At 47.0% G+C, this 26,334-nt stretch carries 22 protein-coding genes; 14 read left to right on the top strand and 8 right to left on the bottom strand.

Annotated features, from left to right (window positions below):
• The first annotated feature begins 16 nt into the window (after positions 1-16).
• The 7 genes from B9A91_RS04730 to B9A91_RS04700 all read left to right on the top strand — a co-directional run bounded on the left by B9A91_RS04730 (position 17) and on the right by B9A91_RS04700 (position 11,210).
• Entirely contained in the window at positions 17-3,079 is a 3,063-nt protein-coding gene (locus B9A91_RS04730; protein ID WP_084237250.1) for a SusC/RagA family TonB-linked outer membrane protein, read from the top strand.
• A gap of 10 nt (positions 3,080-3,089) precedes the next feature.
• On the top strand, positions 3,090-5,168 hold the full coding sequence (locus tag B9A91_RS04725; protein WP_084237249.1) for a RagB/SusD family nutrient uptake outer membrane protein: 2,079 nt from the start codon (positions 3,090-3,092) through the stop codon (positions 5,166-5,168).
• A gap of 15 nt (positions 5,169-5,183) precedes the next feature.
• Positions 5,184-6,185 carry a DUF4973 domain-containing protein gene (locus B9A91_RS04720; RefSeq protein ID WP_084237248.1) on the top strand — a complete coding sequence of 334 codons (1,002 nt, stop codon included), beginning with the start codon at positions 5,184-5,186 and terminating at the stop codon, positions 6,183-6,185.
• A gap of 35 nt (positions 6,186-6,220) precedes the next feature.
• The gene (locus B9A91_RS04715) at positions 6,221-8,680 is read left to right on the top strand and encodes a glutaminase family protein (RefSeq protein ID WP_084237247.1); all 2,460 of its coding nucleotides are present in this window, start codon (positions 6,221-6,223) and stop codon (positions 8,678-8,680) included.
• Positions 8,681-8,869: 189 nt separating this feature from the next.
• Positions 8,870-10,024 carry a cysteine desulfurase family protein gene (locus B9A91_RS04710; protein WP_084239576.1) on the top strand — a complete coding sequence of 385 codons (1,155 nt, stop codon included), beginning with the start codon at positions 8,870-8,872 and terminating at the stop codon, positions 10,022-10,024.
• Positions 10,025-10,104: 80 nt separating this feature from the next.
• Positions 10,105-10,569, top strand: coding sequence for an Lrp/AsnC family transcriptional regulator (locus tag B9A91_RS04705; RefSeq protein ID WP_084237246.1), 465 nt, complete (start codon positions 10,105-10,107; stop codon positions 10,567-10,569).
• The gene (locus B9A91_RS04700) at positions 10,566-11,210 is read left to right on the top strand and encodes a peptidylprolyl isomerase (RefSeq protein ID WP_084237245.1); all 645 of its coding nucleotides are present in this window, start codon (positions 10,566-10,568) and stop codon (positions 11,208-11,210) included. The genes B9A91_RS04705 and B9A91_RS04700 overlap by 4 nt, the downstream gene beginning before the upstream one ends.
• Positions 11,211-11,214: 4 nt before the next feature.
• On the opposite strand, the gene B9A91_RS04695 is transcribed toward B9A91_RS04700, so the two are convergent.
• On the bottom strand, positions 11,215-11,634 hold the full coding sequence (locus B9A91_RS04695; RefSeq protein ID WP_144008855.1) for a hypothetical protein: 420 nt from the start codon (positions 11,632-11,634) through the stop codon (positions 11,215-11,217).
• Between the two features lie 125 nt (positions 11,635-11,759).
• Here B9A91_RS04695 and B9A91_RS04690 point away from each other — a divergent pair, with 125 nt between their 5' ends.
• The 3 genes from B9A91_RS04690 to obgE all read left to right on the top strand — a co-directional run bounded on the left by B9A91_RS04690 (position 11,760) and on the right by obgE (position 14,636).
• Positions 11,760-12,842 carry a calcium:cation antiporter gene (locus tag B9A91_RS04690; protein ID WP_084237243.1) on the top strand — a complete coding sequence of 361 codons (1,083 nt, stop codon included), beginning with the start codon at positions 11,760-11,762 and terminating at the stop codon, positions 12,840-12,842.
• A 211-nt stretch (positions 12,843-13,053) separates the two neighbouring features.
• A complete protein-coding gene (locus tag B9A91_RS04685; RefSeq protein WP_084239575.1) occupies positions 13,054-13,623 on the top strand; it encodes an adenylate kinase in 570 nt (189 codons plus the stop codon).
• 8 nt (positions 13,624-13,631) lie between these two features.
• A complete protein-coding gene (gene obgE / locus B9A91_RS04680; protein WP_084237242.1) occupies positions 13,632-14,636 on the top strand; it encodes a GTPase ObgE in 1,005 nt (334 codons plus the stop codon).
• Between the two features lie 5 nt (positions 14,637-14,641).
• On the opposite strand, the gene B9A91_RS04675 is transcribed toward obgE, so the two are convergent.
• From B9A91_RS04675 to B9A91_RS04655, 5 genes are all read right to left on the bottom strand, one after another.
• Positions 14,642-15,067, bottom strand: coding sequence for an SRPBCC family protein (locus B9A91_RS04675; protein WP_084237241.1), 426 nt, complete (start codon positions 15,065-15,067; stop codon positions 14,642-14,644).
• 86 nt (positions 15,068-15,153) lie between these two features.
• Positions 15,154-15,792 (bottom strand): DUF6266 family protein, encoded by a 639-nt coding sequence (locus B9A91_RS04670; RefSeq protein WP_084237240.1) that lies wholly within the window; start codon positions 15,790-15,792, stop codon positions 15,154-15,156.
• Positions 15,793-15,989: 197 nt separating this feature from the next.
• On the bottom strand, positions 15,990-18,155 hold the full coding sequence (locus B9A91_RS04665; RefSeq protein ID WP_084237239.1) for a peptidase domain-containing ABC transporter: 2,166 nt from the start codon (positions 18,153-18,155) through the stop codon (positions 15,990-15,992).
• Between the two features lie 7 nt (positions 18,156-18,162).
• Complete coding sequence (locus B9A91_RS04660) at positions 18,163-19,335, bottom strand: HlyD family secretion protein (RefSeq protein ID WP_084239574.1); 1,173 nt, start codon at positions 19,333-19,335, stop codon at positions 18,163-18,165.
• Between the two features lie 61 nt (positions 19,336-19,396).
• Positions 19,397-19,651: a hypothetical protein gene (locus B9A91_RS04655; RefSeq protein ID WP_084237238.1), complete on the bottom strand. Its 255-nt coding sequence runs from the start codon at positions 19,649-19,651 to the stop codon at positions 19,397-19,399.
• Between the two features lie 237 nt (positions 19,652-19,888).
• Between B9A91_RS04655 and B9A91_RS04650 the strand changes: the two genes are divergently transcribed.
• From B9A91_RS04650 to B9A91_RS04635, 4 genes are read left to right on the top strand one after another with little or no spacing between them, the layout of a single operon-like run.
• Positions 19,889-20,185 carry a hypothetical protein gene (locus B9A91_RS04650; protein WP_084237237.1) on the top strand — a complete coding sequence of 99 codons (297 nt, stop codon included), beginning with the start codon at positions 19,889-19,891 and terminating at the stop codon, positions 20,183-20,185.
• Positions 20,186-20,244: 59 nt separating this feature from the next.
• Complete coding sequence (locus tag B9A91_RS04645; protein WP_084237236.1) at positions 20,245-21,228, top strand: GlxA family transcriptional regulator; 984 nt, start codon at positions 20,245-20,247, stop codon at positions 21,226-21,228.
• Positions 21,229-21,254: 26 nt separating this feature from the next.
• Positions 21,255-24,077, top strand: a complete 2,823-nt coding sequence (locus B9A91_RS04640; protein ID WP_084237235.1) for an FAD-binding and (Fe-S)-binding domain-containing protein — start codon at positions 21,255-21,257, stop codon at positions 24,075-24,077.
• Positions 24,077-25,987, top strand: a complete 1,911-nt coding sequence (locus B9A91_RS04635) for an AAA domain-containing protein (protein WP_084237234.1) — start codon at positions 24,077-24,079, stop codon at positions 25,985-25,987. Before B9A91_RS04640 ends, B9A91_RS04635 begins: the two co-directional genes overlap by 1 nt.
• On the opposite strand, the gene B9A91_RS04630 is transcribed toward B9A91_RS04635, so the two are convergent.
• Together B9A91_RS04630 and B9A91_RS24475 are read right to left on the bottom strand one after the other, a co-directional pair.
• Entirely contained in the window at positions 25,984-26,196 is a 213-nt protein-coding gene (locus B9A91_RS04630; protein WP_084237233.1) for a hypothetical protein, read from the bottom strand. The genes B9A91_RS04635 and B9A91_RS04630 overlap by 4 nt on opposite strands.
• A 7-nt stretch (positions 26,197-26,203) precedes the next feature.
• Entirely contained in the window at positions 26,204-26,329 is a 126-nt protein-coding gene (locus tag B9A91_RS24475; protein ID WP_262497582.1) for a hypothetical protein, read from the bottom strand.
• Positions 26,330-26,334 lie beyond the last annotated feature (5 nt).

Here is a 26,334-nt window from a genome sequence, read left to right as displayed (position 1 = left end):
CTAATACACGATATAAATGATGAAATTTATTTTACTAACAGGCATGGCGCTGCTTGGGATTTTCTTTACTGCGCTGGCGCAGGAAGAGGTGATCGTGAAAGGAGTTGTTCTCGACGAACAAAAGCTACCCCTTGTCGGGGTAAGCATATCCGTAAGTAATATGCCCGGATTGGGGACTACGACAGTTACAGACGGAAAATACAGCATCAGGATGCGGCCCTTCCAAACCCTGATCTTTACCTATATCGGGTATGAAAAGAAAGAGGTATTGGTGAAAGAGCAAAGGGTCATTAATGTGACCATGAAAGAAACAGATGCCAGCAAACTGAATGAAGTCGTAGTTACTTCTACCGGTACGGTGAAAAGGATAGCCGTAACCGGTGCGATTACTACAGTAGATGTGGAACGGCTCAAGTCGAATCCTTCTACTTCCATGGCCGACGCACTGGCTGGAGTTGTACCAGGCATTCAGGCGATGCAGACGTCGGGGAGGCCGGGCAGTGTGTCTGAATTTTGGATCCGCAGCATCTCCACTTTTGGGGCCAATAGTTCTGCCCTGGTGTTGATAGACGGCTTTGAGCGTGATATGAATGAAATCAATGTAGAAGATGTAGCCTCCTTTTCCGTATTAAAAGATGCTTCTGCAACGGCTATTTATGGTAGCAGGGGTGCCAATGGGGTAATATTGATTACGACCAAGCGCGGAAAAGAAGGGAAGGTCGATATCAATGCCAAGGTTGAGGGATTTTACAGCACAGCAACAAAACTTCCCGATTTTGTAGATGGATATACCTATGCATCGCTTGCCAACGAGGCTAAGGTTACCCGTAACCAGCAACCGCTTTATTCTGCGTCTGAAATGGAAATACTGCGCCTGGGACTGGATCCGGATATGTTTCCCAATGTGGATTGGATGGACGTTTTGCTGCGGGGCGGGGCAAAAAGTCAACGTAGCCTGCTGAATTTAAGCGGAGGAGGAAAAACAGCCCGGTATTATGTATCGGGGAGCTACCAGAACCAGCAGGGCATGTATAAGGTAGACGAGGCTTTGGGTGACTACAATACCAATACAGATTTCAAAAAATATACCTATCGTTTGAGCGTAGATATGGACATTACCAGGTCTACCTTGCTGAGGGTAGGCGTTTCCGGCTCGTTGCGAAAACAGAATGATCCCGGAGTAGGGACTGATGCCATCTGGACCTCGCTGATGGGATATAATCCTATCATGATGCCGATGCGGTATTCAGATGGAAAAATACCGTCGTGGACAGGGAAAAATGACAACCTCAACCCCTGGGTGCAGGGGACAATGACCGGTTACAATGAAAGCTGGACCAATAACATCCAGACCACATTAAACCTGGAGCAAAAACTGGATTTTATTACCAAAGGACTTAGTTTTATCGGAAGGTACGGGTATGATACCTATAACAACAATTGGGTGAAGCGCTTTAAACGCCCGGAATTGTGGAACGCAAGCCGGTACCGCAACACAGATGGCGCACTTGTATTTACACGCGTAGCAGAAGAACAAAAAATGACGCAATCGGCTGGTTCAGACGGAGACCGAAGAGACTTTTTTGAGTGGGACCTTTATTACAATAAAGATTTGGGGAACCACCATTTCGGAGCAGTGGCAAAATACACGCAAGCTTCCAAAGTATTTACCCAGAACATTGGAACCGACCTTAAAAATGGAATAGCCCGTCGCAACCAGGGCATGGCCGGACGTGTAAATTACAACTGGAACTACCGGTACTTTATTGATTTCAATTTCGGATATACCGGTTCAGAGAATTTCCATAAAGATTACAGGTTTGGGTTTTTTCCGGCCATATCGGGTGCATGGAACATTGGAGAGGAGCCCCTGGTTAAAAAATTAGGATGGGTGAACATGTTCAAACTCCGCTATTCGTATGGAAGAACAGGAAACGACAATATGGGCGATATCAGGTTCCCTTACCTCTATACCATTGAACAAATGACCGGTGGCGGGTATAACTTCGGCGATTATGAGTCTACAAATCTTTGGGATGGTATCCGTTATTCCTCAATAGCATCACCTAATGTTACCTGGGAAATTGCAACTAAACAAGATCTGGGTATCGACTACTCCTTTTTCAAGGACCGGTTCAGCGGGGCCATAGATTTCTTTCGCGAGCGTCGTGAAGGAATCTACATGGGCCGTAATTTCCTTCCAGGATTTGTAGGTCTGGAAAGTAACCCATCTGCGAATGTAGGTGAAGTAAAAGCAGAGGGGATTGACGGTAATTTTTCGTTCAATCAAAAGCTGTATGGAATAGATTTTACGCTGCGTGGCAACATCACTTTCAGTAAAAATGAAATCCTCGAAAGAGACGAAGAAAATACCATCTACGGATATAAACTGGAGGAGGGGCACCGGATAAACCAGGCCCGGGGCCTGGTTGCTTTAGGACTGTTTAAAGACTACGATGACATCAGGAACAGTGCCCTGCAAACATTTGGTGAAGTCATGCCTGGCGATATCAAATACAAAGATATCAATGGAGATGGTCAGGTAGACAATAATGATATTGTTGCGATTGGGGCAACAACCAGGCCTAATCTGACCTATGGATTTGGCCTCGCTGCCCGCTGGAAAGGAATAGATGTCAATGTGCATTTTCAGGGAGTAGGGAAATCAAGTTATTTTATCGATGGCAGTTCTGTTTATATGTTTCAGGGTGGTGATGGATGGGGCAATGTACTGAATGCGCTGGCCAACAGCAACCGCTGGATCCTGGGCAAGAATGAAGACCCAAATGCTGAATATCCCCGTCTGACCTATGGTGCAAATTCGAACAATTACAGGAGGTCCACATTCTGGCTCAAAAACGGGGCGTATATGCGTTTGAAAACCCTGGATATTGGGTATTCTTTTCCAAAGACTTTTGTCAATAAAATGCGGCTGAGTAATGCCCGGTTGTTTTTCGTAGGCACAAATCTGCTGACCTTTTCAGAATTCGAGCTTTGGGACCCGGAATTAGGAAACCCGAATGGAAAAGTTTATCCGCTAAGTAAAACGTTTTCATTGGGATTATCAGTTAATCTATAAGAAAAAGAATATGAAAAAAATAGCTATAATTTCAATCCTTATAGCGTCTGTTGTAATAATTGGCGGATGTAAAAAATACCTCGATTCGGACTATCTATTTGATGAACGAATGACCACAACGGACGTTTTTACCAATACCGACTATGCAAACAGGTGGTTGGCAAGGGCTTATTCCTTTCTGAGCAGTAACCATTTGCAGGATGTAAGCAGTAAGAAAGCCGTGCCCTTTAATTTTGCAGATGACATGTTTTATGGGGATGAAAATGATGAATATAAGCGATGGAAAAATGGTCAGTATACTGAAAACGGTTTGGATGGCGAAAGCAAAACAATATGGGTCCTGGCCTACCAGGGAATTCGGCAGGCTTCTATTTTCCTGAACAATATCGATATCAATAAAGAGTTTAACGCAGCGGAAATTGCAAACCTCAAGGCGCAGGCAAGGTTTCTAAGAGCTTATTACTATTGGATATTATTAAGGACCTATGGCCCGGTGCCCATCGTACCTGATGAAGGCATTGATTATACAAAAGAGTATGATGAAATCGCACAACCACGAAATTCCTATGAAGAATGTGCTACTTATTTGTCTAACGAACTTGTGGAAGCAGCGAAGGCGCTTCCGCTTCAGCAGGGGATACAGGAGATTGCCAGGCCTACCCGTGGTGCTGCTTTGGCGCTTCGCGCCAAAGTACTGCTGTATGCGGCAAGCCCTTTAGCCAATGGAAAAGCCCCGGCAGAGGTAGCGGCAGCAATGGTTGATAAGGAAGGTAAACCACTGCTTTCCCCAACATATGATGAATCCAGATGGGCAAAAGCTGCTGCGGCAGCAAAAGATGTCATGGACCTGGGGCAATACCAGTTGTATGTGGCTTACAAAAAGGAAACCGGTGATGCAGCCTATCCGGTAACTGTAACGCCTCCTGCCGACAATAATTTTTCTAACAACAACTGGCCAGGAGGCTGGAGAAACATCGACCCTTTTGAATCCTATCGGGCATTATTTAATGGAACCGTTCCTGCTTATCAGAACCCGGAACTGATCTTTACCCGCGGCCAGAACCAGGGCGGTGAAGGTATTAATGTGATGGTGCTGCACCAGTTGCCGCGTCTGGAAGGTAAGGGCTACAATTCACATGGCATGACACAAAAGCAGATCGATGCCTATTACATGAATGATGGTAGTGATATACCGGGAATGAATGACATGTATGCAGGGAGACAGGGCTATCAGGATCGCTACAATACACAGAAGCGTACAACAGGTTTTGTGAAAGCAGCAGAATTGACCAATTACCCTGAATTGGGTCCCTTGGGTGTAGATGTAAGTAAACAGTTCGCAAAGCGTGAGCCTCGCTTTTATGCTTCGGTTTCCTATAATGGTGCTACCTGGAATTTCCTGAACGCAGATATAACAAGAGATGAAAAAAGAAATGTACAGATATTTTATTATCGGGGAGACCCTAATGGCTATAAAAATACCACATACTGGACACGGACGGGAATTGGTATAAAGAAGTATGTACACCCGGATGACATCAGTAATGTGACCGTTACCCCCTACGATCAGAGCCGGATGAAACAGAAAGTTGATCCCGCCATCCGCTATGCGGAAATACTGCTGATTTATGCTGAAGCTTTAAATGAATTGAATGGATCTTATAATATCCCTTCCTGGGACGGCAGTAAAACACACGCTATATCACGTAATGTAGGGGAGATGAAACAGGGAATCCAACCCATTCGTATCCGTGCTGGCTTAGCTGACTATACAAACGACGTATATGCTGATCAGCGAAAATTCCGTATAAAATTAAAAAGAGAACGCCAGATTGAGCTATTTGCCGAAGGACACCGTTATTTTGATTTGCGTCGTTGGACGGATGCCCCTGCAGAGGAGTCTGCTCCTGTTTACGGATATAATTCTTATGCCACCAAGGCTCAGGCAGACCTTTTCCATACACCGGTGGAGACCCCTTCACTGCCTTCCATTTTTACACTTAAAATGTGGTTTTGGCCAATTCATTTTGATGAATTGAAACGCAACAAGTATCTGACACAAAACCCGGGCTGGACAAACCCTGAATAACCTATACTTAGCATTATGAAAAAGAACATATATCTATTATTTTTAGTGATGACAACAGCCCTGGGCTTTGTTTCCTGTAAAGATGAATGGAAAGAGGAGCAGTTTAGCCAAATGGCCTCATTTAAAGCAATTCCTGGCGCTCAAGGGGTAACCTGGACTTACCTGCGTTACAGTCCCGATGGAAAAGTACGCTTCGAACTCCCGGTGATCATGAGCGGTTCCACAACAAACAACAAAAGCCGTACCGTCCACATCGGCCTGGATCCGGATACCCTGGCCAGGTTAAACCAGGAGCAATACGGCCATCGTCAGGAACTCTATTTCCGGCAATTGGACAGCAAATATTACAACCTGCCCCAAACGGTCACCGTCCCTGAGGGGCAAAGTACGGTCACATTGCCTATCGATTTTACGATGGGTGACCTGGACCAGTCCGACAAATGGGTTTTGCCCTTGCAGATTTTAGACGATCCATCGTACGATTATAAAGCGAACCCGAACAAAAACTATCGAAGGGCCATGCTGCGTATTACGCCATTTAACGATTATTCTGGTGAATACGGGGGCACTTTGTATAAGATATTTCTTGACGGGGATGCCGAGCCATTAACTTTAAATAACCATCGGGCTTATGTAGTGGATAACAAAACGGTCTTTCTTTACGCCGGAATCCGAGACATCGACTATCTGGACCGCAAAAATTATAGGGTATTTGTCAGGTTTACAGACGAGAAGATCGACATTCAAAAGAAAAAACTGGAAATCTGGAGCGACAACACGCAGAACAACAAATTCAAGGTAGGGGCAACGCAATCCTACTACACCAAGGATGAAGCCTGGGACCCGAAACTGCCCTACCTGAAACACATTTATATCACACTTTATTTGTCTTACGAGTTTGAGGATTACACCACCATTCCCGGACAAAGACTCAAGTATAGGGTAGAGGGTACCTTGTCTATGCAGCGCGATCTGAACACCCTGATACCTAATGAAGATCAGCAGATTCAATGGTAAAATGAACCCTTCTGAAAATACTTAACACAAAAACAATGAGACAGTTTATGCTTTCCTTAGGCTTACTGGCCACAGCGTTGGCCGTATCTGCCCAGCAGCGCAAAGCGCCGGCCTACCCGCTGGTTACGCAGGATCCTTATTTCAGCATCTGGTCATTTTCCGATCAGCTGAATGCAAGCCCGACAAAACACTGGACAGGTGCAAGCCAGGGCTTGTCTGGTCTGATTAAAGTTGAGGGAAAGGTTTACAGCTTTTTAGGTACGGCGGAAAAACACTTTGAAGTGCTGTTGCCAACAGCGGAAGATCAGCGTTATACTGCAAAATATACAGAAAGCGCACCCGCTGCCGGTTGGGAAAAAGCAGATTATAACGATAAAGACTGGAAAACCGGAAATGCACCCTTTGGTGATGGGGAGGCCAAAACCCAATGGAAAAGTGATCAGCTCTGGATGCGTCGCGAGTTTAACCTTGATCATATTGAGCTTAAAGGCCTAAACCTAAGGATCAATCATGACGATAACATTGAGCTGTTCTTAAATGGAGTTAAAGTTTACAGCTGTAATTGCTGGACCGGCAAGTATATTGATATCCCCATTGATGAAAAAGCAAAGGGTGCATTGAAAAAAGGCAAAAATGTACTCGCCGCCTACATTAAAAATACGGCGGGCGGTCAATGGCTGGATGTTGGGTTAGTGGTTGAAAAGCCCGCCTCCGAAGGGAAGCAGGTACTCCAGGCCAGGCAAAACAGTGTAACCATAAATGCCACACAAACCATTTATCAGTTTACCGCAGGTAAGGTCAACCTCGAACTGACCTTCACATCGCCTTTACTGATGGATAACCTGGACCTGCTGGCCAGGCCTGTTTCCTACGTGTCGTTTAAGCTGAAAGCCAATGATGGAAAAAAGCACCCTGCAGAGGTTTATTTTGGCGCCTCAACAGCAATCGCTACCAATAATCCGGTTCAGGAAGTAGCGGCATCGGGCTATAGGAACGGGGTACTTTCCGTACTTAAAGCAGGTACCACAGCACAGCCCGTACTTCAAAAAAGAGGTGATGACCTACGTATCGACTGGGGCTACTTACATATTGCGGTGGCCCGGAACAGCGGAAAACAATATGTGGCTTCATCGGCAGCCGCCCGCTCATCTTTTATAAACGGAAAAGCCGCAACTGGCCCGGCTAAAGGGAAAAACTTAACACTGGTCACGGTAATGCCTTTTAACGTGGGTGCCGCAGCTACAGAAAAAACAGTACTGATCGGCTACGATGACATCGAATCTGTTCAGTATTTTGGCACCAACCTTAAACCCTGGTGGAACCGGAAAAACAACCAGACCATAGACCGGCAATTGACACTGGCTGTCAATGAACAGGCAGCTGTTTTACAAAAATGCCGTGCCTTCAATAAACAATACCATGCGGCAAACCTAAAAGCCGGGGGCAAAGCCTATGCTGATCTTTCAGATCTTTCCTATCGCCAGGCCATTTCCGCACATAAATTAGTCGAAAGTCCACAGGGCGAAATCCTGTTTCTCTCTAAAGAGAACTTCAGCAATGGCTCTATCAATACGGTAGATGTAACCTACCCATCGGCGCCGTTGTTCCTGGTATACAATACTGGTCTGCTAAAAGGAATGTTAAACGGGATCTTCTATTACAGCGAAAGCGGAAAATGGAAAAAGCCCTTTCCTGCCCACGATTTAGGCACATACCCTTTGGCTAACGGACAAACATATGGTGAAGATATGCCTGTGGAAGAGGCTGGCAATATGTTGATCCTTACTGCCGCAATAGCCAGGGTGGAGGGCAATGCCACTTACGCCAGAAAACACTGGAAAACACTTTCCCTATGGGCCGATTACCTGAGTAAAAATGGTTTTGATCCTGCAAACCAATTGTGTACGGATGATTTTGCAGGCCACCTTGCCCGGAACACGAACTTATCGGTAAAGGCAATTGTTGCTTTGGGAGGCTATGGCATGCTTGCCGCGCAACTGGGAGAAAGGGAAACAGCGGCAAAGTACAGTTCAATGGCTAAAGAAATGGCAAAAAAATGGATGGAAATGGCCGATGCCGGAGATCATTATGCCTTAACATTCGACCTGAAAAACACCTGGAGCCAAAAGTATAACCTGGTATGGGACAAACTATTGAAAATGGATATTTTTCCAAAATCGGTTTATAAAAAGGAAATCGATTTTTACCTGGAAAAGCAAAATGCTTTCGGCTTGCCTTTAGACAGCCGGAAAACGTATACCAAATCTGACTGGATCGTGTGGACCGCAACACTGGCCGATAACCAGGCGGATTTTGAGCGCTTTATAAAGCCAGTTGAGAAGTTTGTCCTGGAGTCGCCAAGCCGGGTCCCTTTAAGTGACTGGTATGAAACGACAAATGGTAAACAGGTAGGGTTTCAGGCGCGCAGTGTAGTTGGCGGCTATGCCATTAAACTCCTGGAAGCCCTCTTAAACAAAAGGCAGCAGACAAATTAACCCGCTTATCTGAAGCCGCTTTGTAATTATGTCCCGTAGATTTTCAGCTAAATCGCATAAACGCAGCGCTGTTTCTGGAATTTATGCTACTGATTGGTTAAAATTCCATATAATTTACGGAATACTGCTGTAGTATTGATGTTTTTTTTAATTGCAGCGATTTTTGTTAAAAAATCTTTTTGCAAAAATATGGAACAACCAATCTACCTTGATAATGCTGCAACTACCGCTTTGGATGCCGAAGTTTTAAACGCCATGTTGCCTTATATGCAGCAGCATTTTGGAAATCCCTCTTCGGCATATTCCCTGGGCCGTAACGTTAAGTCGGCCATCGAGGAAGCCAGAAAGAATATAGGTACGATATTGGGCGTAAAACCATCAACATTGATTTTTACCAGCGGAGGAACCGAGAGCAACAACATGGCAATAGCCATGGCGGTGAACGAACTGCGCTGTACACACATCATCACTTCTCCTATTGAGCACCATGCTGTGCTCCATACGGTTGAGCATTATGCGCACAGCAGAAACATCACATTTTCGTATGTGAAACTTACCGAAAGTGGTGAGGTAGATTATGCGAACCTGGAAATGCAGCTTTCCACCCAATCCAAACTGGGTAAAAAGTGTCTTGTGACATTGATGCATGCCAATAACGAAATTGGAAGCCTGCTCGACATCTCTCTGGTCGGCAAGCTTTGCAAGGCAAATGATGCCTTGTTCCATTCCGATTGTGTGCAAACCATTGGCCACTACCCCATCAATCTAAAAGAATGCGGAGTACATTTTGCTTCGGCAACAGGACATAAATTTCACGGACCTAAAGGTACAGGCTTGCTGTATGTGAGTGAGGAGATCAAGGCCTATCCTTTGATTTTTGGAGGCGGGCAGGAGCGGAAACTGCGTGCAGGAACAGAAAATGTTTCTGGCATCATCGGATTTGCCAAAGCGCTTGAACTGGCCACAGCCAATTACGCACAGGACAGCCAATACATTGCGCAACTGAATCAGCTGATGAGGAAACAACTGGCTGCAGCGGTTCCGGGCGTTTCTTTTAACAATCCTGAAAATTCACTATATACCGTATTGAGCGTTTGTTTCCCATTAAGTGAGCAAAGCGATTTCCTGGTAACCCTGTTTGATATGAAAGGTGTGTGCGTGTCTGGCGGAAGTGCCTGTTCCAGTGGTGATGGCGGTTCTCACGTGATGAAAGCAATTGGTAAAGCCGGGGCCTGTGCTACCCTGCGTTTTTCTTTCAGTAAGTACACTACCGAGGCAGAAATTACCAGGGCAGTAGAGATTACAGCATCACTGTTACAAAAGAAGGAAGTTTCAGCGGTATAATATTCCTTCATATTATCTGCCGGGACTGTGCTGATTTTCCGTAGATTTGTTTGATACGTTAAAATTTAGAATCTACTTTCATGGCTACAGGTTTAGATGAAGTTGACATCAAAATACTACAGATCTTGCAGAAAGATGCTGCTCAAAGCAATGAAGCAGTAGCAGGCAAGGTGAATAAATCCATAGCCACAACGCATGCACGGATCAGGCGGTTAAAAGAAAATGGCTATATCAAGCGTGTTGTTGCCGTGCTGGACAATAGGAAAATAGAAAGGAGCCATATTGCATTTTCGCAGGTGCTGCTGAAATCCCATACCAAAGAGTGCTTAAAAGAGTTTAAAGAAGAAGTCGCAAAATTCGAGGAAGTAATGGAGTGCTTTCAGATGACGGGGGCATTTGATTTTATCCTGAGGATTGCAACGCGTGACATGGACGATTATAACCTGTTTTATAATGAGAAGCTGGCCACCTTATCGAGTATCAGTACCATCCAGACTTCATTCGTGATGTCGGAAATTAAAAGCGACACCGCATACCCCTTATGAAAAAGCTATTCTTTTTACCTGCTTTATTGTGCTTATCGCAAATGCTTTCCGCACAATCCACTTCAGTGCGTTTCGTGACCAACAAAGGCAATATTACCGTAATGCTGTATGATGAAACGCCCAGGCACAGGGACATGTTCCTGAAAGAAGTGAAAAAAGGAAGCTATAAAAATGCCCTGTTTAATAGGGTGATCAAAGATTTTGTAAGTCAGGGCGGAGAGCTGGACGATACCATATTGAACCGGGAAAAACGTGACCCTAAAAAACAGGCACCCCGGTTTCCTGCCGAGCTTAAACCCAACCTGTTCCATAAAAAAGGGACTTTAGGTGCGGGGCGCGACGATAACCCTGAAAAGGCTTCCTATTTTACACAGATCTATCTGGTGGCTGGTAAAAAACAGAGCGATGCCCAGCTGGATGCCCTGGAAAAGAAAAAGAACCGGAAAATCCCGGCAGCGCAGCGTGAGGTTTATAAAAAAACAGGGGGTACGCCGCATCTGGATGGCGATTATACCATATTTGGCGAAATTACGGAAGGAATGGAAGTAGCGGACGCCATTAATTCGGTGGCTGCAGATAAAAATGACGTGCCGCTAAATCCGGTTATTTTTAATGTGGTTGTATTGCCCAAAAAACGTTGATCAGTTAATCGAAAACGATCTTTTCAGGTCCTGAAATTTTCTCTATATGACAGGCACATTTTCCGCCTGAAACTTTAACAATAGCTGATTTGGTCTGCCCGGTGGCTTCGTAAGTACCCGTAATCTTCAGTTCATCGCCTGCGCTTGATACTTTACTGCGCTGAGTGTCGTCTATAACCACAAAGGTTCCGGCAATGAGGGTAAGGCTGGCCACTACCCGGGTTTTGATCAGTTCCCCGGTGCTCATGTTGATCACGCTGTAATCTTTCACGGCAACCCCTTTTCCATCTTTATCGGTAAAGCTGATCAGCAGTGAACGGAATTCTTCAGTACACATCCTTGGCTCACATTCGGAAGGGTCTTCTTTTTTATGGCAGGCAATAAATACGATAGCGCAAAACAGGACGTAAGCAATTTTATACATGATCATTTGGTTTTTTTAGCTTAAGACGTGTAAAATTTATGAAACGCTACAGTCTGGTTGTTATATTTAGCATAATAATTGCAGCGTTTGGAGCGATTTCCAGTTTTACTTAAACCCCCTTTCTGATGATAAAAAAAATACCCCTGCCTTTATGGACCATTATTGCCCCGGTAATTGCATGGCTTGCCTATTTCGCAATCTCATTAGATCTGGGCATTTTTTATACTTTTTTTCTTGCCGCCGTGCTGATTGCCGCTGTACTTGCTGCGGTACATCATGCAGAGGTTGTTGCCCATAGGGTAGGTGAGCCTTTCGGTACTTTGCTCCTGGCACTGGCCATCACCATTATAGAGGTGGCACTGATTGTTTCGCTCATGCTTACAGGCGGGCCGGATGTGGCTGTACTTGCCCGCGATACCGTCCTTGCCGCGGTCATGATCATTCTGACAGGGATCATTGGTTTGTGTCTGCTGGCTGGTGGTGCCAGGTTCAAAGAACAGGTATTTAGTTTGCCCGGTGTAAGTGCAGCACTGGTTACGCTTACGGCCATTCTGGTACTTACACTCATCCTGCCCAATTATACCACCACTACACCGGGCCCGCAATATTCTTCGGCCCAGCTCATCTTTGTAGCTGTCATATGCCTGGTGCTGTATGGTGCCTTCGTGATGGTGCAGACCATCAGGCACCGTGATTTCTTCCTGCCACCAGATGCAGATGGAAATGAAGAAACCCATGCGGCGCCGCCAACAACCAAAACGGCCTTGCTGAGTACCTTTTTGTTGCTGCTGTGCCTGGGGGTAGTTGTGCTGCTGGCCAAGGCCCTTGCACCTGAGATCGAAAATGCGGTGGTCAATTTTGGGGCACCAAAATCATTGGTAGGGATCATCATTGCTACGGTAGTATTACTGCCGGAAGGGCTTGCGGCTTACAGGGCGGCTAAAAAGAACCGCTTGCAGACCAGCCTGAACCTTGCTTTAGGCTCGGCCCTTGCCAGTATTGGCTTAACCATTCCGGCAGTAGCTATTGTTTCTATTTTTACAGGCATGAGCATTACCCTGGGTATTGATATGAAAGCGACCGTACTGCTGCTCCTGGCACAGTTTACCATTATGCTTTCACTGGCCACCGGGCGTACCAATATTTTACAGGGTATTGTACTGCTGGTAATTTTTGCAGTTTACCTGTTTACCATTATTGCGCCTTAAGATATTTAAAACTTCAGACGCGACAGCAGGGGAGTATTTTGTAAAAAAAAGGAGATAATAAATTAATAGTTATATATTTGCAGCCTCAAAACTAACCTGCTTTTTTTCTTTTTTTCGACTGGGGGAATTGAAAATAGAAGTGTTATAATGAATTGATTTGTACGGCCTTAAGCCAATGCTTAAAGGCTTTTTAACTTTAAAGACAACCCAAATGTTGAATTTTGTTCTCTTTGGCCCACCGGGTGCAGGCAAAGGCACCCAATCTGAAAAATTGATTGAAAAATATCAATTGCTCCACATCTCTACAGGCGACATTTTCAGGGCACACATTAAAAACCAGACTCCGCTTGGACAAAAGGTAAGTGCTTTAATTGCCGACGGACAGCTGGTACCCGATGAAATCACCATCGCTATGCTGGAGGAAGAAGTGGATAGAAATCCACAGGCCAAAGGATTTATATTTGATGGATTCCCTCGTACTGTGCCGCAGGCGCAGGCTTTGGATGCGTTTTTAGAAAGCAAAGGCAGTGCCATAGCTGGTGTAATTGCATTGGACGTTGACCAGGAAGAACTGACCAAACGCATTGCACAACGTCAGCTGGAAACCGGTCGTGCAGACGACCAGGCCGATAAACTGCAGAAACGTATTGAAGAATATTTCAACAAAACAATCCATGTTTTGCCCTATTACGAAGCACAGCAGAAATTGAGTAAGGTAAACGGGATCGGTAAGATCGAAGATATCTTTGCCAATCTGTGCGCAGTAGTAGATAAGTACTAATTCCACCGATGTCGCAGGGTTCCAATTTTGTAGATTACGTTAAGATATGTTGCCGCTCCGGTAAAGGAGGGGCAGGCTCTGCACACCTGCACCGCGATGTGCGGACTGCCACGGGCGGTCCGGATGGTGGTGACGGCGGTCGCGGTGGCCACATCATCCTGAGGGGCAATTCCCAGTTCTGGACCCTGCTTCACCTGAAATACCGCAAACATATTATTGCGCCCGACGGGCAGCCTGGTTCAAGCGGAACATCAACCGGTAAATCGGGTAAAGATGAAATCCTTGAAGTACCTCTGGGTACCATCGCCAAAGATGCCGAAACCGGGCACACCATTTTTGAAATCACCGAGGATGGGGAAACCAAAATCCTTACCCCTGGCGGGCGTGGCGGACTGGGCAACTGGCATTTTAAAACACCTACGCTGCAAACACCCCGCTTTGCCCAACCCGGAGAGCCGGGCAGGGAAGAATGGGTTGTGCTGGAGCTTAAGGTACTGGCCGATGTTGGTCTGGTAGGATTCCCAAATGCAGGTAAATCTACGCTGTTGTCGGTGCTTTCTGCTGCCAAGCCTGAAATTGCAGACTATCCTTTTACCACGCTGGTACCCAATCTGGGCATTGTATCTTACCGCGGCGGCAAATCGTTCGTTATGGCCGATATTCCCGGCATCATTGAAGGCGCTTCCAAAGGAAAGGGACTGGGGTACCGGTTTCTGCGCCATATAGAACGCAATTCTGTATTGTTGTTCATGGTTCCTGCAGATACGCACCGGAGCATCGCAGCAGAATATGAAATCCTGAAATCGGAACTGAAAGATTACAATCCGGAGCTGATGCAAAAGCCGCACCTGCTGGCCATTACCAAATCAGACATGCTGGATGAAGAACTGATGGAAGAAATGAAAAAAGAACTTCCTGAAAATATCCCTGCAATCTTTATTTCTTCTGTAGCCCAAAAGGGGATCACCCAGCTTAAAGATATGCTTTGGGAAGCCATCAATGTAAGCGTTTAAACGATTTATTGCTCCAGGAAATTCTTTAAGTTTGTTCCGATAATGGCTGTCCAGCCGGCTGCAAAACTCTCTTTTGCAAAAGCAGGATCGTCTTTAGGGAAGCTGTCGATGCCGGTATGGGTAAGTTTTAGCCTGGTACCTGTGCCTGCTTCGAACAATTCAAATTTTACCCAGGACTGCCCCGGATAATTGTCATAACTCCAGCTGTATTCCAGTACCTTGCCTTCCTCTGCCTGGGTAACCTTACAGATGTGCAGGTATTTTTTCTTGTCATCGCCGGCAAGAAACTGGAAATTGAAACCTGCTTCCGGTTTAAATTTTTCCAGGTCAAAATACCAGTGCTTCATTTTACCGGTGTCGGTTATGGCCTCCCAAACTTTGCTTATCGGAGCATTAAAGTTCCGTTCTATTAAAAAAGGATTTGCTTTCATCTATTTATGCTGATTATACAGACAATCTTTTATCAGTTTAATAACTGAAAAAAGAAGCAAAGGGTTTTCAATAAAATGAATTCATGCTAAAAAGTAATGCTGCCGGTATAAACGCTGTTTGAAATGGATTTTCTGTCGTCTGTTATAAAAGAGATATAGGTCTCGGCTGTTTTTCCCTTTAAAGCAGGGTTTATTTCCAGAATTTCCTGGCGTTGATGCCTTCCAGCCCCACTGATCATGTAAGCACTCCCTTTCAATTCCGGGAAATAGGCCATCAGCATAGTTTTATCGTTGAAATGCCCCCTTTCAGCAAGTTCATCAAAATCCCAGCTGAATTTAAACCCGTTTTCCACAGCTTCAACCCTTGCGTTTTCCGGAATTTCAAGGCTGCCTTCTGTAAGCCTGGCCTGGGGATAATCAATTTCCAGTTCCGGGTATACTCCCTTAATGGCATGTTTCAGGTTGTAGGACTTTGCCGAATTGTTGGCTGAGTTTTCGTTTTTAATGGCCGAAAGTTCAAAGCCCACCGCCAGGTATTTTTTTATTCTGTTTAAAAACGGGCTCAAAACAACCATTCGTTCCTGAACAGCCAGTTGTTTAATGGATCGGGGTTTGGTAATGTGAGGTGCTGCCCGCAGGACACCTTTACCTCGCAGAATATAACCGAAAAGCGGGCCGATCTTGCCCTTGAATGGCCCTAGTGGGCCGTTTTTGTAAATTCCCATACTTATTAGTTTAATTTAGCTGACACATCTGTTCCTAAAAAAACAACAATCAACTGTTAATTGTTTAAAAATTAAACAGTAATTATTCAGCTTAGACTGGACAATCACTGGACGATCACTGGACGATTACTGGATAACCAGTGGAAAATTTTTAAGCGAGGTGGCAGCCTTCCCCACTGTAATTCAGCTGAATTGATTTAGTTTTTGACCAGCAGCTGCGGCATCTGCAGTTTCCAGAGTGCAGCATAGGCTGAACCCGGCAGGTACAGCAATTCATTATGCGTTCCCTGTTCGATCACCCTGCCTTTATCCAGTACGATGATCTTATCTGCATTGTTGAGGGTGCTTAAACGGTGGGCAATGACAATAACGGTTTTGTTGCGGGTTTTTAAAAGTTCGATCGCCCGTTGTACATACTGTTCTGATGCTGAATCCAGAGAGGACGTAGCCTCGTCCAGGATCAGGATTTCAGGATTGCGGTATAAAGCCCTGGCTATCGCTATGCGCTGCCTTTGTCCGCCGGATAGTGCGGTTCCGTTCTCGCCCAGGTAAGTCTGAAATCCGGCCGGAAGGGTTTCTATGAAATCCAGAATGCCCAGCTGTTCTGCAATATCAAGGATCTTTTGCATATCCGGCTCATAGTCGCCAATGGCAATATTGTCGATCACATTTCCGGCAAAAAGATCAATTTGCTGAGGTACTACGGCTACTGCCTTACGCAGGGAGGCCGTGCTGATGTATTTTAAATCGTATTTGCCAATACTCACATTGCCCTTTTGAATGGGGTAGATGTTTTGAAGTATGGCCATCAGTGTAGATTTTCCGGAGCCGCTTTCGCCAACAATTGCTGTGAATTTCCCATTGGGGATACTCAGGCTCAGGTCTTCAAAAACATGGAGCCTGGTACCGTACCTGAAATCTACATGCTCGAAACGGATGTCGCCGATTTTATCGGCGCTAAGTTCGATCTGGTTTTCGTCGTTTTCACGCTCCAGGTCCATGATCTCAAATAACCTGTCGGCCGCAATCATGGCATCCTGAACAATTTTGTTCATTCCAATAAGGGAAGAGACCGGGCCGGTAAAATAACCGATCAGGGTGTAAAAGGAAAGCAGCTCGCCGGGGGTAAGCATGTTTTCGAGCACAAAGCCGGCACCGGTCCACAGCAGAACGATGGTTAGCAGACGGGAGGTTAGCTCGGCTGATGTGCCGGATAACAGTGAGTTTATGTTGGAGGTATATCCCGTCTGAAGCAGTTTAACAAAGCGCAGTTCGGTTTTCTCATTGGCATGGTCTTCCAGCCCGAAGCGCTTGATGGTGCCAATGGAATTCAGGCTTTCCACCAATTGCGATTCCAGCTCGGCAGAGTCTTCCATTAGCTTTCGCTGTGCCTTTTTGTTGAGCCTGTTGGTGAAAAAGTAAATGACCAGGTATACCGGGATGACAGACAGCATAATGAGCGCCAGTTTCCAGTAATAGGTAAACATCATGACGAAAGAAAAAACCACGATGAAGATATTGACCAGGAAATTGATGCTGACATCGTTTAGAAATGCCCGGATTTTGACCGCATCATTAATTCGGGAGATGATCTCACCAACGCGCATGGTATCGAAAAACTGCTGGGGCAGTTTGAGCAGGTGTTTGTAATAGCCCAGTATGAGCTGGGCATCGATCATCTGCCCGGTTTTTAGCGTGAAAACAGTTTTTGCCGTGCCAATGAAAAGTTGCAGGACAAGAATAACGACCATGGCGAGCCCCATCAGGTTCAGCAGGTTGCGGTTGCTGTCGACCAATACGAAATCGACCAGCTTCTGTACGAATATGGAGGTTGACAGGCCCAGGATGGTATATACCACTGCACCAAAAAGGGCCTGCACCAGGACATTTTTATGGGGTTTGATGAGGTTCCAGAAACGGCCTTGTACAGATACCTCCTGGTCGCCGGTTTCAAATTGTTCGGCAGGCAGCAGCAATACCATGGTCCCCGTCCAGATTGCTTTAAATTCCTCATGGCTTTTGCGGTGCACTTGTCCGTCTATAGGGTCCATGATGTGTATAAACCTTTTATCGGCCTTTTCGATGACCACAAAATGCTGCAGGATGCCCTTGACCACCACATGTGCGATGGCAGGTGTTGGTATTTTAAACAGGCTTTCGAAGCTGCCTTTCACCCCTTTGGCCTCAAAGCCAAGTTTTTGGGCGGCTTCTACTATGCCCAGCACGGTGGTGCCTTTTTTATCTGTTCCCGCCAACTGCCTGATCCGGGCAACGGGCAGGTTTAGTTTATGGTGTGCTGCAACGGAGACCAGGCATGCGGCCCCGCAATCAGTAATGTCGCGTTGTTTTACATTTTTGCTCATGGGCCCTTTATATTTTTGTACCCAGGTTAGGGTTTACCCAATCGTCTACCTTGTCGTAAAGCAGCTGGTATAAGCTGCGTTCGGTTACGGTAAAGCGCGCGGTAAAGCTCATCCCTTTTTTCAGGTAACCTTTATAGCCGTTTTTGAGTGCCAGGTAATTTTTATTCAGGACACACCTGACCTTAAATACGGGCTGGTTGTTGTTCACGATAATGATATCGTCGGAGATGTCGAGTACTTTGCCTTCTGCCAGTCCCCATTGGTTATAGTTATAAGCATCGATCTGGAGGCGCACCCGCTGTCCCTTCCGTATCAGTCCGATGTCTGAAGGCCTGACATAACAAAAGGCGGTAAGTCCGCCATCGGGCGATATTTCAGCGATTTTCTGATTGGCAAACAGGTACGCGCCTACCTGGACACCGCTCAGGTTCTGTATCGAACCATCTATGGGCGCTTTAAGTGTGTACTGCTTTTTTTGCTCGTTGAGCTCTACCTGCTGTCCGCCAAGCTGCTGCAGTTCATTGCGCAGGTTGTTGGCTTCGGTTTGCCATTGTGTTTTGTATTTGGTAATGACCATACGGTAGGCAGATTCGGCCTGCCGCAGTTCAAATTTGTAGTGTTCGTATTCTGATTCGGTAAGGGCTTTGTTCTGGAAAAGCCGGTTATAGCGGCTGAAAGTATTTTCGGCCTGGTTTTTTACGATCCGTGCATTTTCCAGTTCCTGGGCAAACTGCTGCCAGGAGGCCGTATATTGCCCGGTTTGCAGTTGCGGGTAGCTATACCCGTTCCTGTTCATGTAGATGAGGAGCATGCGGATATCCTGAAGGAACTGGCCGATCTGCCCCTGCCTGTTCTGTACAATGGCACCTTGCTGTTTGGCCAGCGCCGCGTCAATAATCAGCAGGGTTTCACCTTGCTTTACCCTTTTATTGTCTTTGAGTTTCAGGTCAATCAGGCGTCCGTTTACGGGTACAATGAGTTCTGATTTTTCGACAGCCGACTGCATTAACCCGGTGCTTTTTACACTGATGGGGGTTTTGATGAGCGGTAGTGCGGTTAAGATAAGCAGCACCATTACCAAGGTTACGACGTAGATCAGCTGGGAAGACCTGCTGATTTTGGCGCGGTAAGCCAGGGCTGTGCCTGAAATGGTTTCGGTGGCGTAGCGGGGGATTGACATCTGCTGGCTGGTAAACATTAACCGTTATCCTGATTTCAGGATAACGGTTGTGATTAAGTTCTTACAAGCCGTTAACTAAGCTCTGAACATTGCTTAACTGTTTGTTGAGGAACGAGAAAGTATCGTTTAAGATGGTTTTAACCGGGGTAGTTACCACACCCAGACTGCCGGTCAGGTTACCTAAACCCAGACCGCCTAACAGTCCGCCGCCAACGCCGCCCAACAAACCGTCAAGCAGGCCGCCACCTTCAACATTTGTCATTTCTGTTGTGTTCAGTTCCTGAACCTCAAGGTTGTTTAATTCTAATTTTTTCATAATAGGAATAAGATAAGATTTCAATCCTTACTCTGTTGAGGCTTTTCAGGTTACGCCTATGTTTGGCCAAACATGGAGCGAAAGTAATAAAAGCAGGTTTTGCTGTCTGTATTCAGTTTGTTCATTTAATTCATTGTACGTGACTGAAGTCTTCTTTGTCGTAAATGATTATTTTTTTTTACTGGTTTTGTCACATTTCGCCTTTTCTGCTCGTCTGATAGGGAAGAAACAACAATTATGAAAAGCGTAAAAGTAACCTACACCGTAAAATCCTCTTTTGTAGAGCAGAACAAAGCAAATATCAACGTATTTATCAATGAACTTAAGGAGTCTGGGAATGCTGATGTGCGGTACAGCATTTACCTGGGCGAGGATGGCAGGACCTTTACCCATATTTCTTTATACAGTACTGAAACCGCCCAGGAGCAATTTCTGGATATGGAATCTTTTAAGGCATTTCAGCAGCAGCGCGATGAAAGCGGCCTGGAAGCCGAGCCCAGTATAGAAGTGCTGAATTTTGTAGCCGGGGTATAGGGTGTGAATACGGCAATACAAGGGGTTGATTGCGACATTACTTAAGCTTAACTTTGGGTATGAAGCACATATCAATTCTTGTACCCCGCGGAGAAGCTGTACTGAGCAGTATTGTTGGCCCTTATAAAGTATTCAATACGGTGAATACGCTCCTGGCCGGAATGGGCAGGCCGCCGTTTTTTAAGGTTGACCTGGTTGGCCTGGATGACAGCAGCGCATTGTATGACGGACTTTTTACGGTTAAGCCTGGTGTTGTGCTGAAAGATGCAGGGAAGACCGATCTGGTGATCATACCGGCACCAAGCGGGGATATGGCCAAAGCCATAGCCCTGAACCAGGATTTTTTGCCCTGGATTAGCCGTCAGTATAAAGGGGGTGCCGAGGTGGCAAGTTTATGTGTAGGCGCATTTTTACTGGCATCTACAGGTTTACTGAAAGGACGGAAATGCGCAACGCACTGGATGTCGGCCACCCCTTTCCGGAAGATGTTTCCGGAAGTAAACCTGGTGGCCGAGAAGATCATTACCGATGAAAAAGGCATTTATTCCAGCGGGGGCGCTTATTCTTTTTTGAACCTGCTCCTATACCTGGTAGAAAAATATGTGGGACGCGATCTGGCGATATTATGTGCCAAGGTACTGGAGATAGAATTCGACAGGAGCAGCCAGTCGCCCTTTATCATTTTTGAAGGCCAGAAGGAACATGATGACGAGCCGGTAAGAATGGCCCAGACCTATATTGAACAGAATTTCGGGGAGAAAATTACGGTGGACCAGCTGGCGTTGATGCTTGCCGTGGGGCGGAGGAACCTCGAAAGGCGCTTTAAAAAAGCTACTTCCAACACCATTGCCGAATACATGCAGCGGGTGAAAATTGAAGCGGCTAAAATTAGCCTGGAATCTTCGCGCGAGAATGTGAACGAGGTGATGTACAAGGTGGGTTATACAGATACCAAGGCTTTCCGGACAACTTTCAGGCGGATCACGGGGCTTTCGCCCGTTGAATATCGCAATAAGTATAGCAGAGAAACAGCGCTGTATTAGAAAGGGAATTACTATTTTTGTCCTACATGAATATCGGGACTCTTTTAGAAGCTATCCTGCCAAAGGATCGGATCAAGACACGTTTAATAGATTTGGTTGCCTACGCCAGCGATGCAGGTTTTTACTATTTACGGCCTAAGGCAGTGGTACAGCCCGTCTCCGAACAGGAGATCATCGCGCTGTTTGGTTTTTCACATCAGCACCAGGTTCCGCTGACATTTCGTACCGGTGGTACCAGTTTGTCTGGCCAGTCTATTACCGATGGTATTCTGGTAGACCTCAGCCAGTACTGGAACCGGATTCGCATAGAGGAGGAGGGGGCACTGGTAAGGGTGCAGCCCGGCATAACAGGCAGCATGGTGAACGGTCATTTAAAGAAATACAAAAGGAAGATCGGTCCGGATCCTTCCAGTATTGATGCTGCAATGATGGGCGGGATCCTTTCCAACAATTCGAGCGGGATGTGCTGCGGGGTAAAGCTGAACTCGTACCATACTACCCGGCATATCCGGTTCATTTTACCCGACGGGAAGTCTTTCAGCACCGAGAAAGCAGGGGATTATCAAAACTTCGAGCGGGATTGTCCGCAATTATTTGATGCCATAAAAAATATACAGGAGCAGCTTGCAGGGAATATTGAACTGTATGAGCTGATCCGAAGAAAATACCAGACCAAGAATACGGTAGGATATTCGCTGAATGCTTTTATAGACCACCAGCATCCGCTGGATGTGCTGGCACACCTTTTAATTGGTGCCGAAGGTACGCTGGGTTTCATTGCTGAGGCGGTGATGGAAACGGTGCCTGATTTTGCCTGTAAGAGTACAGCCTTTATCTATTTCCCGGATATCTATGCGGCCTGTCAGGCCATCATCCCTTTAACTGTAGCCGGTGCTGAGGCCGTAGAGCTGATGGACAGGGCTTCTTTGCGGTCGATAGACAATTTAAAGGGTGTGCCTGAACGGTTAAAGACCCTACCTGAAACTGCGGCTGCATTGCTGGTCGAATTTCAGGCCAATACACCCGGGGAACTGCATGCCAAGCGCAATGTGTTCCTGGCTTCGGCCGGATCCTTATCGATGCTGGAACCACCGGTGTTTACAGAAGATGCGAAACAGCAGGCTTTTTACTGGAAACTGCGCAAGGGAATGTTCCCGGCGGTTGGTGCGGTAAGGGCCAGCGGCACCACAGTGATCCTGGAAGACATTGCCTTTCCCGTAGCGCAGCTTGGGGATGCCATCCTTGACCTGCAGGAGCTGTTTAAGAAATACAGTTACCATGAGGCCATCATTTTCGGTCATGCCAAAGATGGAAACATCCACTTTGTGGTGACCCAGGCCTTCCATACCCAGGCAGAGATAGCACGCTACGATAGCTTTATGCAGGATGTGGTGAAGCTGGTGGTGGAGCAATATGATGGGACCTTAAAGGCCGAGCATGGCACCGGGCGTAACATGGCGCCCTTTATAGAAACCGAATGGGGGGCAGAAGCCTATCAGATCATGGAAAGGCTGAAGGCGGTAGTGGATCCGAAGAACCTGCTGAACCCTGGAGTGATCATCAATAAAGATAAAAAAGCACATATTGCCGACCTGAAGCCCCTGCCTGCCGTAGAGCAGGAGGTGGACCGCTGTATAGAATGTGGCTATTGCGAACATAAATGCCCGAGCCGTAACCTTACCCTTACCCCAAGGCAAAGGATAGTGGTGCGCAGGGAACTGGCAGGTTTAAGGGCAAAGGGCGATGAAGCTACTTTTGACCAGCTGGTGAAGGAATATCAATACGACGGACTGGATACCTGTGCGGTGGATGGGCTTTGTGCCACGGCCTGCCCGGTAGATATCAATACGGGCGACCTGGTAAAGCGGCTGCGCAGGGAAAGCCATAGCCGCACAGCGAACGGGCTTGCGGTGATTGTGGCCAGGAATTTCCGTGGCGCTGCTTTTGCAGCAGGACTGGCCGTGAAACTTGGCAATGGGGTAAACCATATTTTTGGTGCATCTGCCATGCGGAACATCACCGGAGGGATCAAAAAGATCATTCCGGCCATGCCTTTGTGGAGCAACCAGCTGCAGGCACCTGCCGGAAGCCTCAAGAGCGCTGCGGGCGTTGAGCACGAAAGAAACGGTACCGTGGTTTATTTTCCTACCTGCATCAGCCGGATGATGGGTGGCGCAAAGGAGGGCAAGAAAAGTACTGCCCAGACTTTTATGAGCGTTTCGGCCAAGGCCGGGATTAGGGTGATGGTACCGGATGACATTCATGGCATGTGCTGCGGACAGCTGTTTTCTTCTAAAGGGTACAGCGCTGCATTTGCGCATACCGCCAATCAGACCATTGAGCAGCTGTGGAGATGGACCTCGCAGGGCCGTTTTCCGGTGGTGCTCGACGTGAGTTCCTGCACACATACCCTGCACAGCTGCCGGCCGGTACTTACAGCGGAGCATCAGGGATATTTTGACCAGTTGCAGATCATTGACAGCATAGATTACCTGTATGATGTGGTGCTTCCGAAACTGCCGGAGATCAGCAAGAAAGACCGGATTGTACTGCACCCGGTATGCACCCTGAAAAAGATGGGACTGGAAGGAAAGCTGTTTGAGCTGGCGAACCATTTTGCCGGGAATGTGGTGGTGCCCCTGCATGCGGGCTGCTGCGGTATGGCGGGCGACAGGGGCTTTTTGTTCCCTGAACTTACGGCATCTGCTACGGCACCCGAGGCGGGAGAGGTAAAAGGGCAGGAATGCTCGGGCTACTATTCTACCGCCAAGACCTGCGAGATGGCCATGTCTGACGCAGTTGGTAAAAACTATGAATCCATTTTGTACCTGGTAGACGAGTGCTGCTGATGCCTTATTTTAAAAAGTTACTCGAGCTGCTTAAAACCGAGCGGGAAGAAGACCTGAATGCATACATCAGGCAAACGGAAACCTTATCTGTTGCAGAACGCAGGGCGAATGGACTGAGCTGGTACCCCGTTGCCATACGCGGGACCGAAATGAGCCGGGGCGATTACCTGACCGTAGAGCTGGAACGGACTACACATCAGGAGCTGCCGCACCAGCTGAGGTTTGGCATACCGGCAGTACTGTTTTCGAACCATGATCCTAAGAATGACCGGCTGGAGGGGACGATTGCCTACCAGGGCGGTAACCGCCTGAAACTGACTTTGCGTACAGATGAACTGCCCGACTGGGCCAGGGATGGCAAACTTGGTGTAGATGTGTTGTTTGACAACAACAGCTACGACGAGATGCAGGGCGCCCTGAAGCGTGCATCGGCCCTGGTAGATCAGGGACTGGAAAGCAGTTTGCTGAAAGTGCTGCTGGGCAACATGAAGCCTGCTTTTACCGAGCTTGCTCCCGGATACGTTATCCCCCGTTTAAACGAAATGCAGCAGCAGGCGGTAGACCGTATTGTTGCGGCCCGGGAGCTGGCCATTGTGCATGGCCCGCCCGGAACCGGTAAGACCACTACCCTGGTGCAGGCCATTAAGGCTTTATCTAAGCAGGACGGACAGCAGCTGCTGGTGGTGGCACCCAGCAATACAGCAGTGGACCTGCTAACTGAAAAGCTGGCCGACGAGGGACTGGGGGTGTTGAGGATCGGCAATCCGGCAAGGGTGTCGGAAAAACTTTTTTCCCTTACATTGGATGGGAAAATGACTGCTCATGATGGCATGAAGGCTGTAAAGGCCCTGAAAAAGCAGGCAGCCGAGTATAAACATATGGCCCATAAATACAAAAGAAATTTTGGCAGGGCAGAAAAGGAACAGCGCAAAGCCCTTTTTGATGAAGCACATAAGCTGATGAAAGAGGTGGCAGACACTGAGCAGTACATTGCGGATGACCTGATGGATAAAGCGCAGGTGATTACTGCAACCCTGGTGGGTGCAGGTCATTATACTGTACGTGACAGAAAATTTGGGACAGTGGTGATAGATGAGGCCGGGCAGGCATTGGAACCTGCCTGCTGGATTCCCCTGCTGAAAGGGCAGAAGCTCGTGCTTGCGGGCGACCACTGCCAGCTGCCACCAACCATAAAGTCAAATGAAGCCGCCAGGGCCGGTTTAAGTACAACCCTGCTGGAAAAATGTCAGGCACTTCATCCCGAAGCTGTGGTCTTACTGGAGGAGCAATACCGGATGCATCAGCAGATCATGCAGTATTCATCAAATGTATTTTATCAGAACAGGTTGAAAGCCCATGGTTCTGTTGCCGGACATTTGCTTATAGGGGAAAATAGCGCATTGGCTTTTGTGGATACCGCCGGCTGTAGTTTTGAGGAAAAAACAGAAGGCACCAGCACAACGAATCCCGATGAAGCCGGCTTTTTAGTGAAGCACCTCAATTTGCTGGTCGGACAGCTTGCTGCCAGCTATACGGCCGGGGATTTTCCTACGGTAGCAGTGATCTCCCCTTATAAACAGCAGGTTCAGGTGTTGAAAGCAATGCTGGAAGCTCATCCTGTACTGCAGGAATATGCCCATAAAATTTCGGTGAATACGATAGACAGTTTCCAGGGGCAGGAAAGGGACATTGTCTATATCGGGATGACGAGGAGCAACCATGAAGGGACAATAGGCTTCCTGGCTGATATCCGCAGGATGAACGTGGCCATGACCAGGGCCAGAAAAAAGCTGGTGGTTATAGGCGACAGTGCCACACTTTGCCGTCTGCCCTTTTATGCAGATTTTATTGCCTATGCAGAGCAGATCAATGCGTACCAGAGTGCATGGGAGTTCGCGGAGCTGGACTAACTGTCCTTGTTTTCATCAGATTGATCGCCACTGCCATATTTTTCTGAATAATCACGGGCATGTTCGTCGGCCAGCTCGTTTCCCTCGTGTTCGGTTTCCAGGTTCTGGTCCAGGCGGTCGTTCCAATTGTCTATTCCATCCGGGTGTTCGTGTTTTTTTAACAGTGTTGCATTCTCGGGACGGTTTTCTGCGGCTTTTGGCTTTTTCATGGCTGGGTTATTTTTTTGTGGTCTTTACTTTTTTTGCATCTTTTGCTGAAGTTGCATTTTCCGGTTCGGCCCCTTTAGGCTTTTTCTGATCCGCTACTTCTGCTTTTTCTGTTTTTGATTTAGGCGTTTTCATACGGT

This window comes from Pedobacter africanus (genome assembly GCF_900176535.1).
Lineage (GTDB): Bacteria > Bacteroidota > Bacteroidia > Sphingobacteriales > Sphingobacteriaceae > Pedobacter > Pedobacter africanus.
This window is presented reverse-complemented; position numbering and strand designations above follow the sequence as displayed.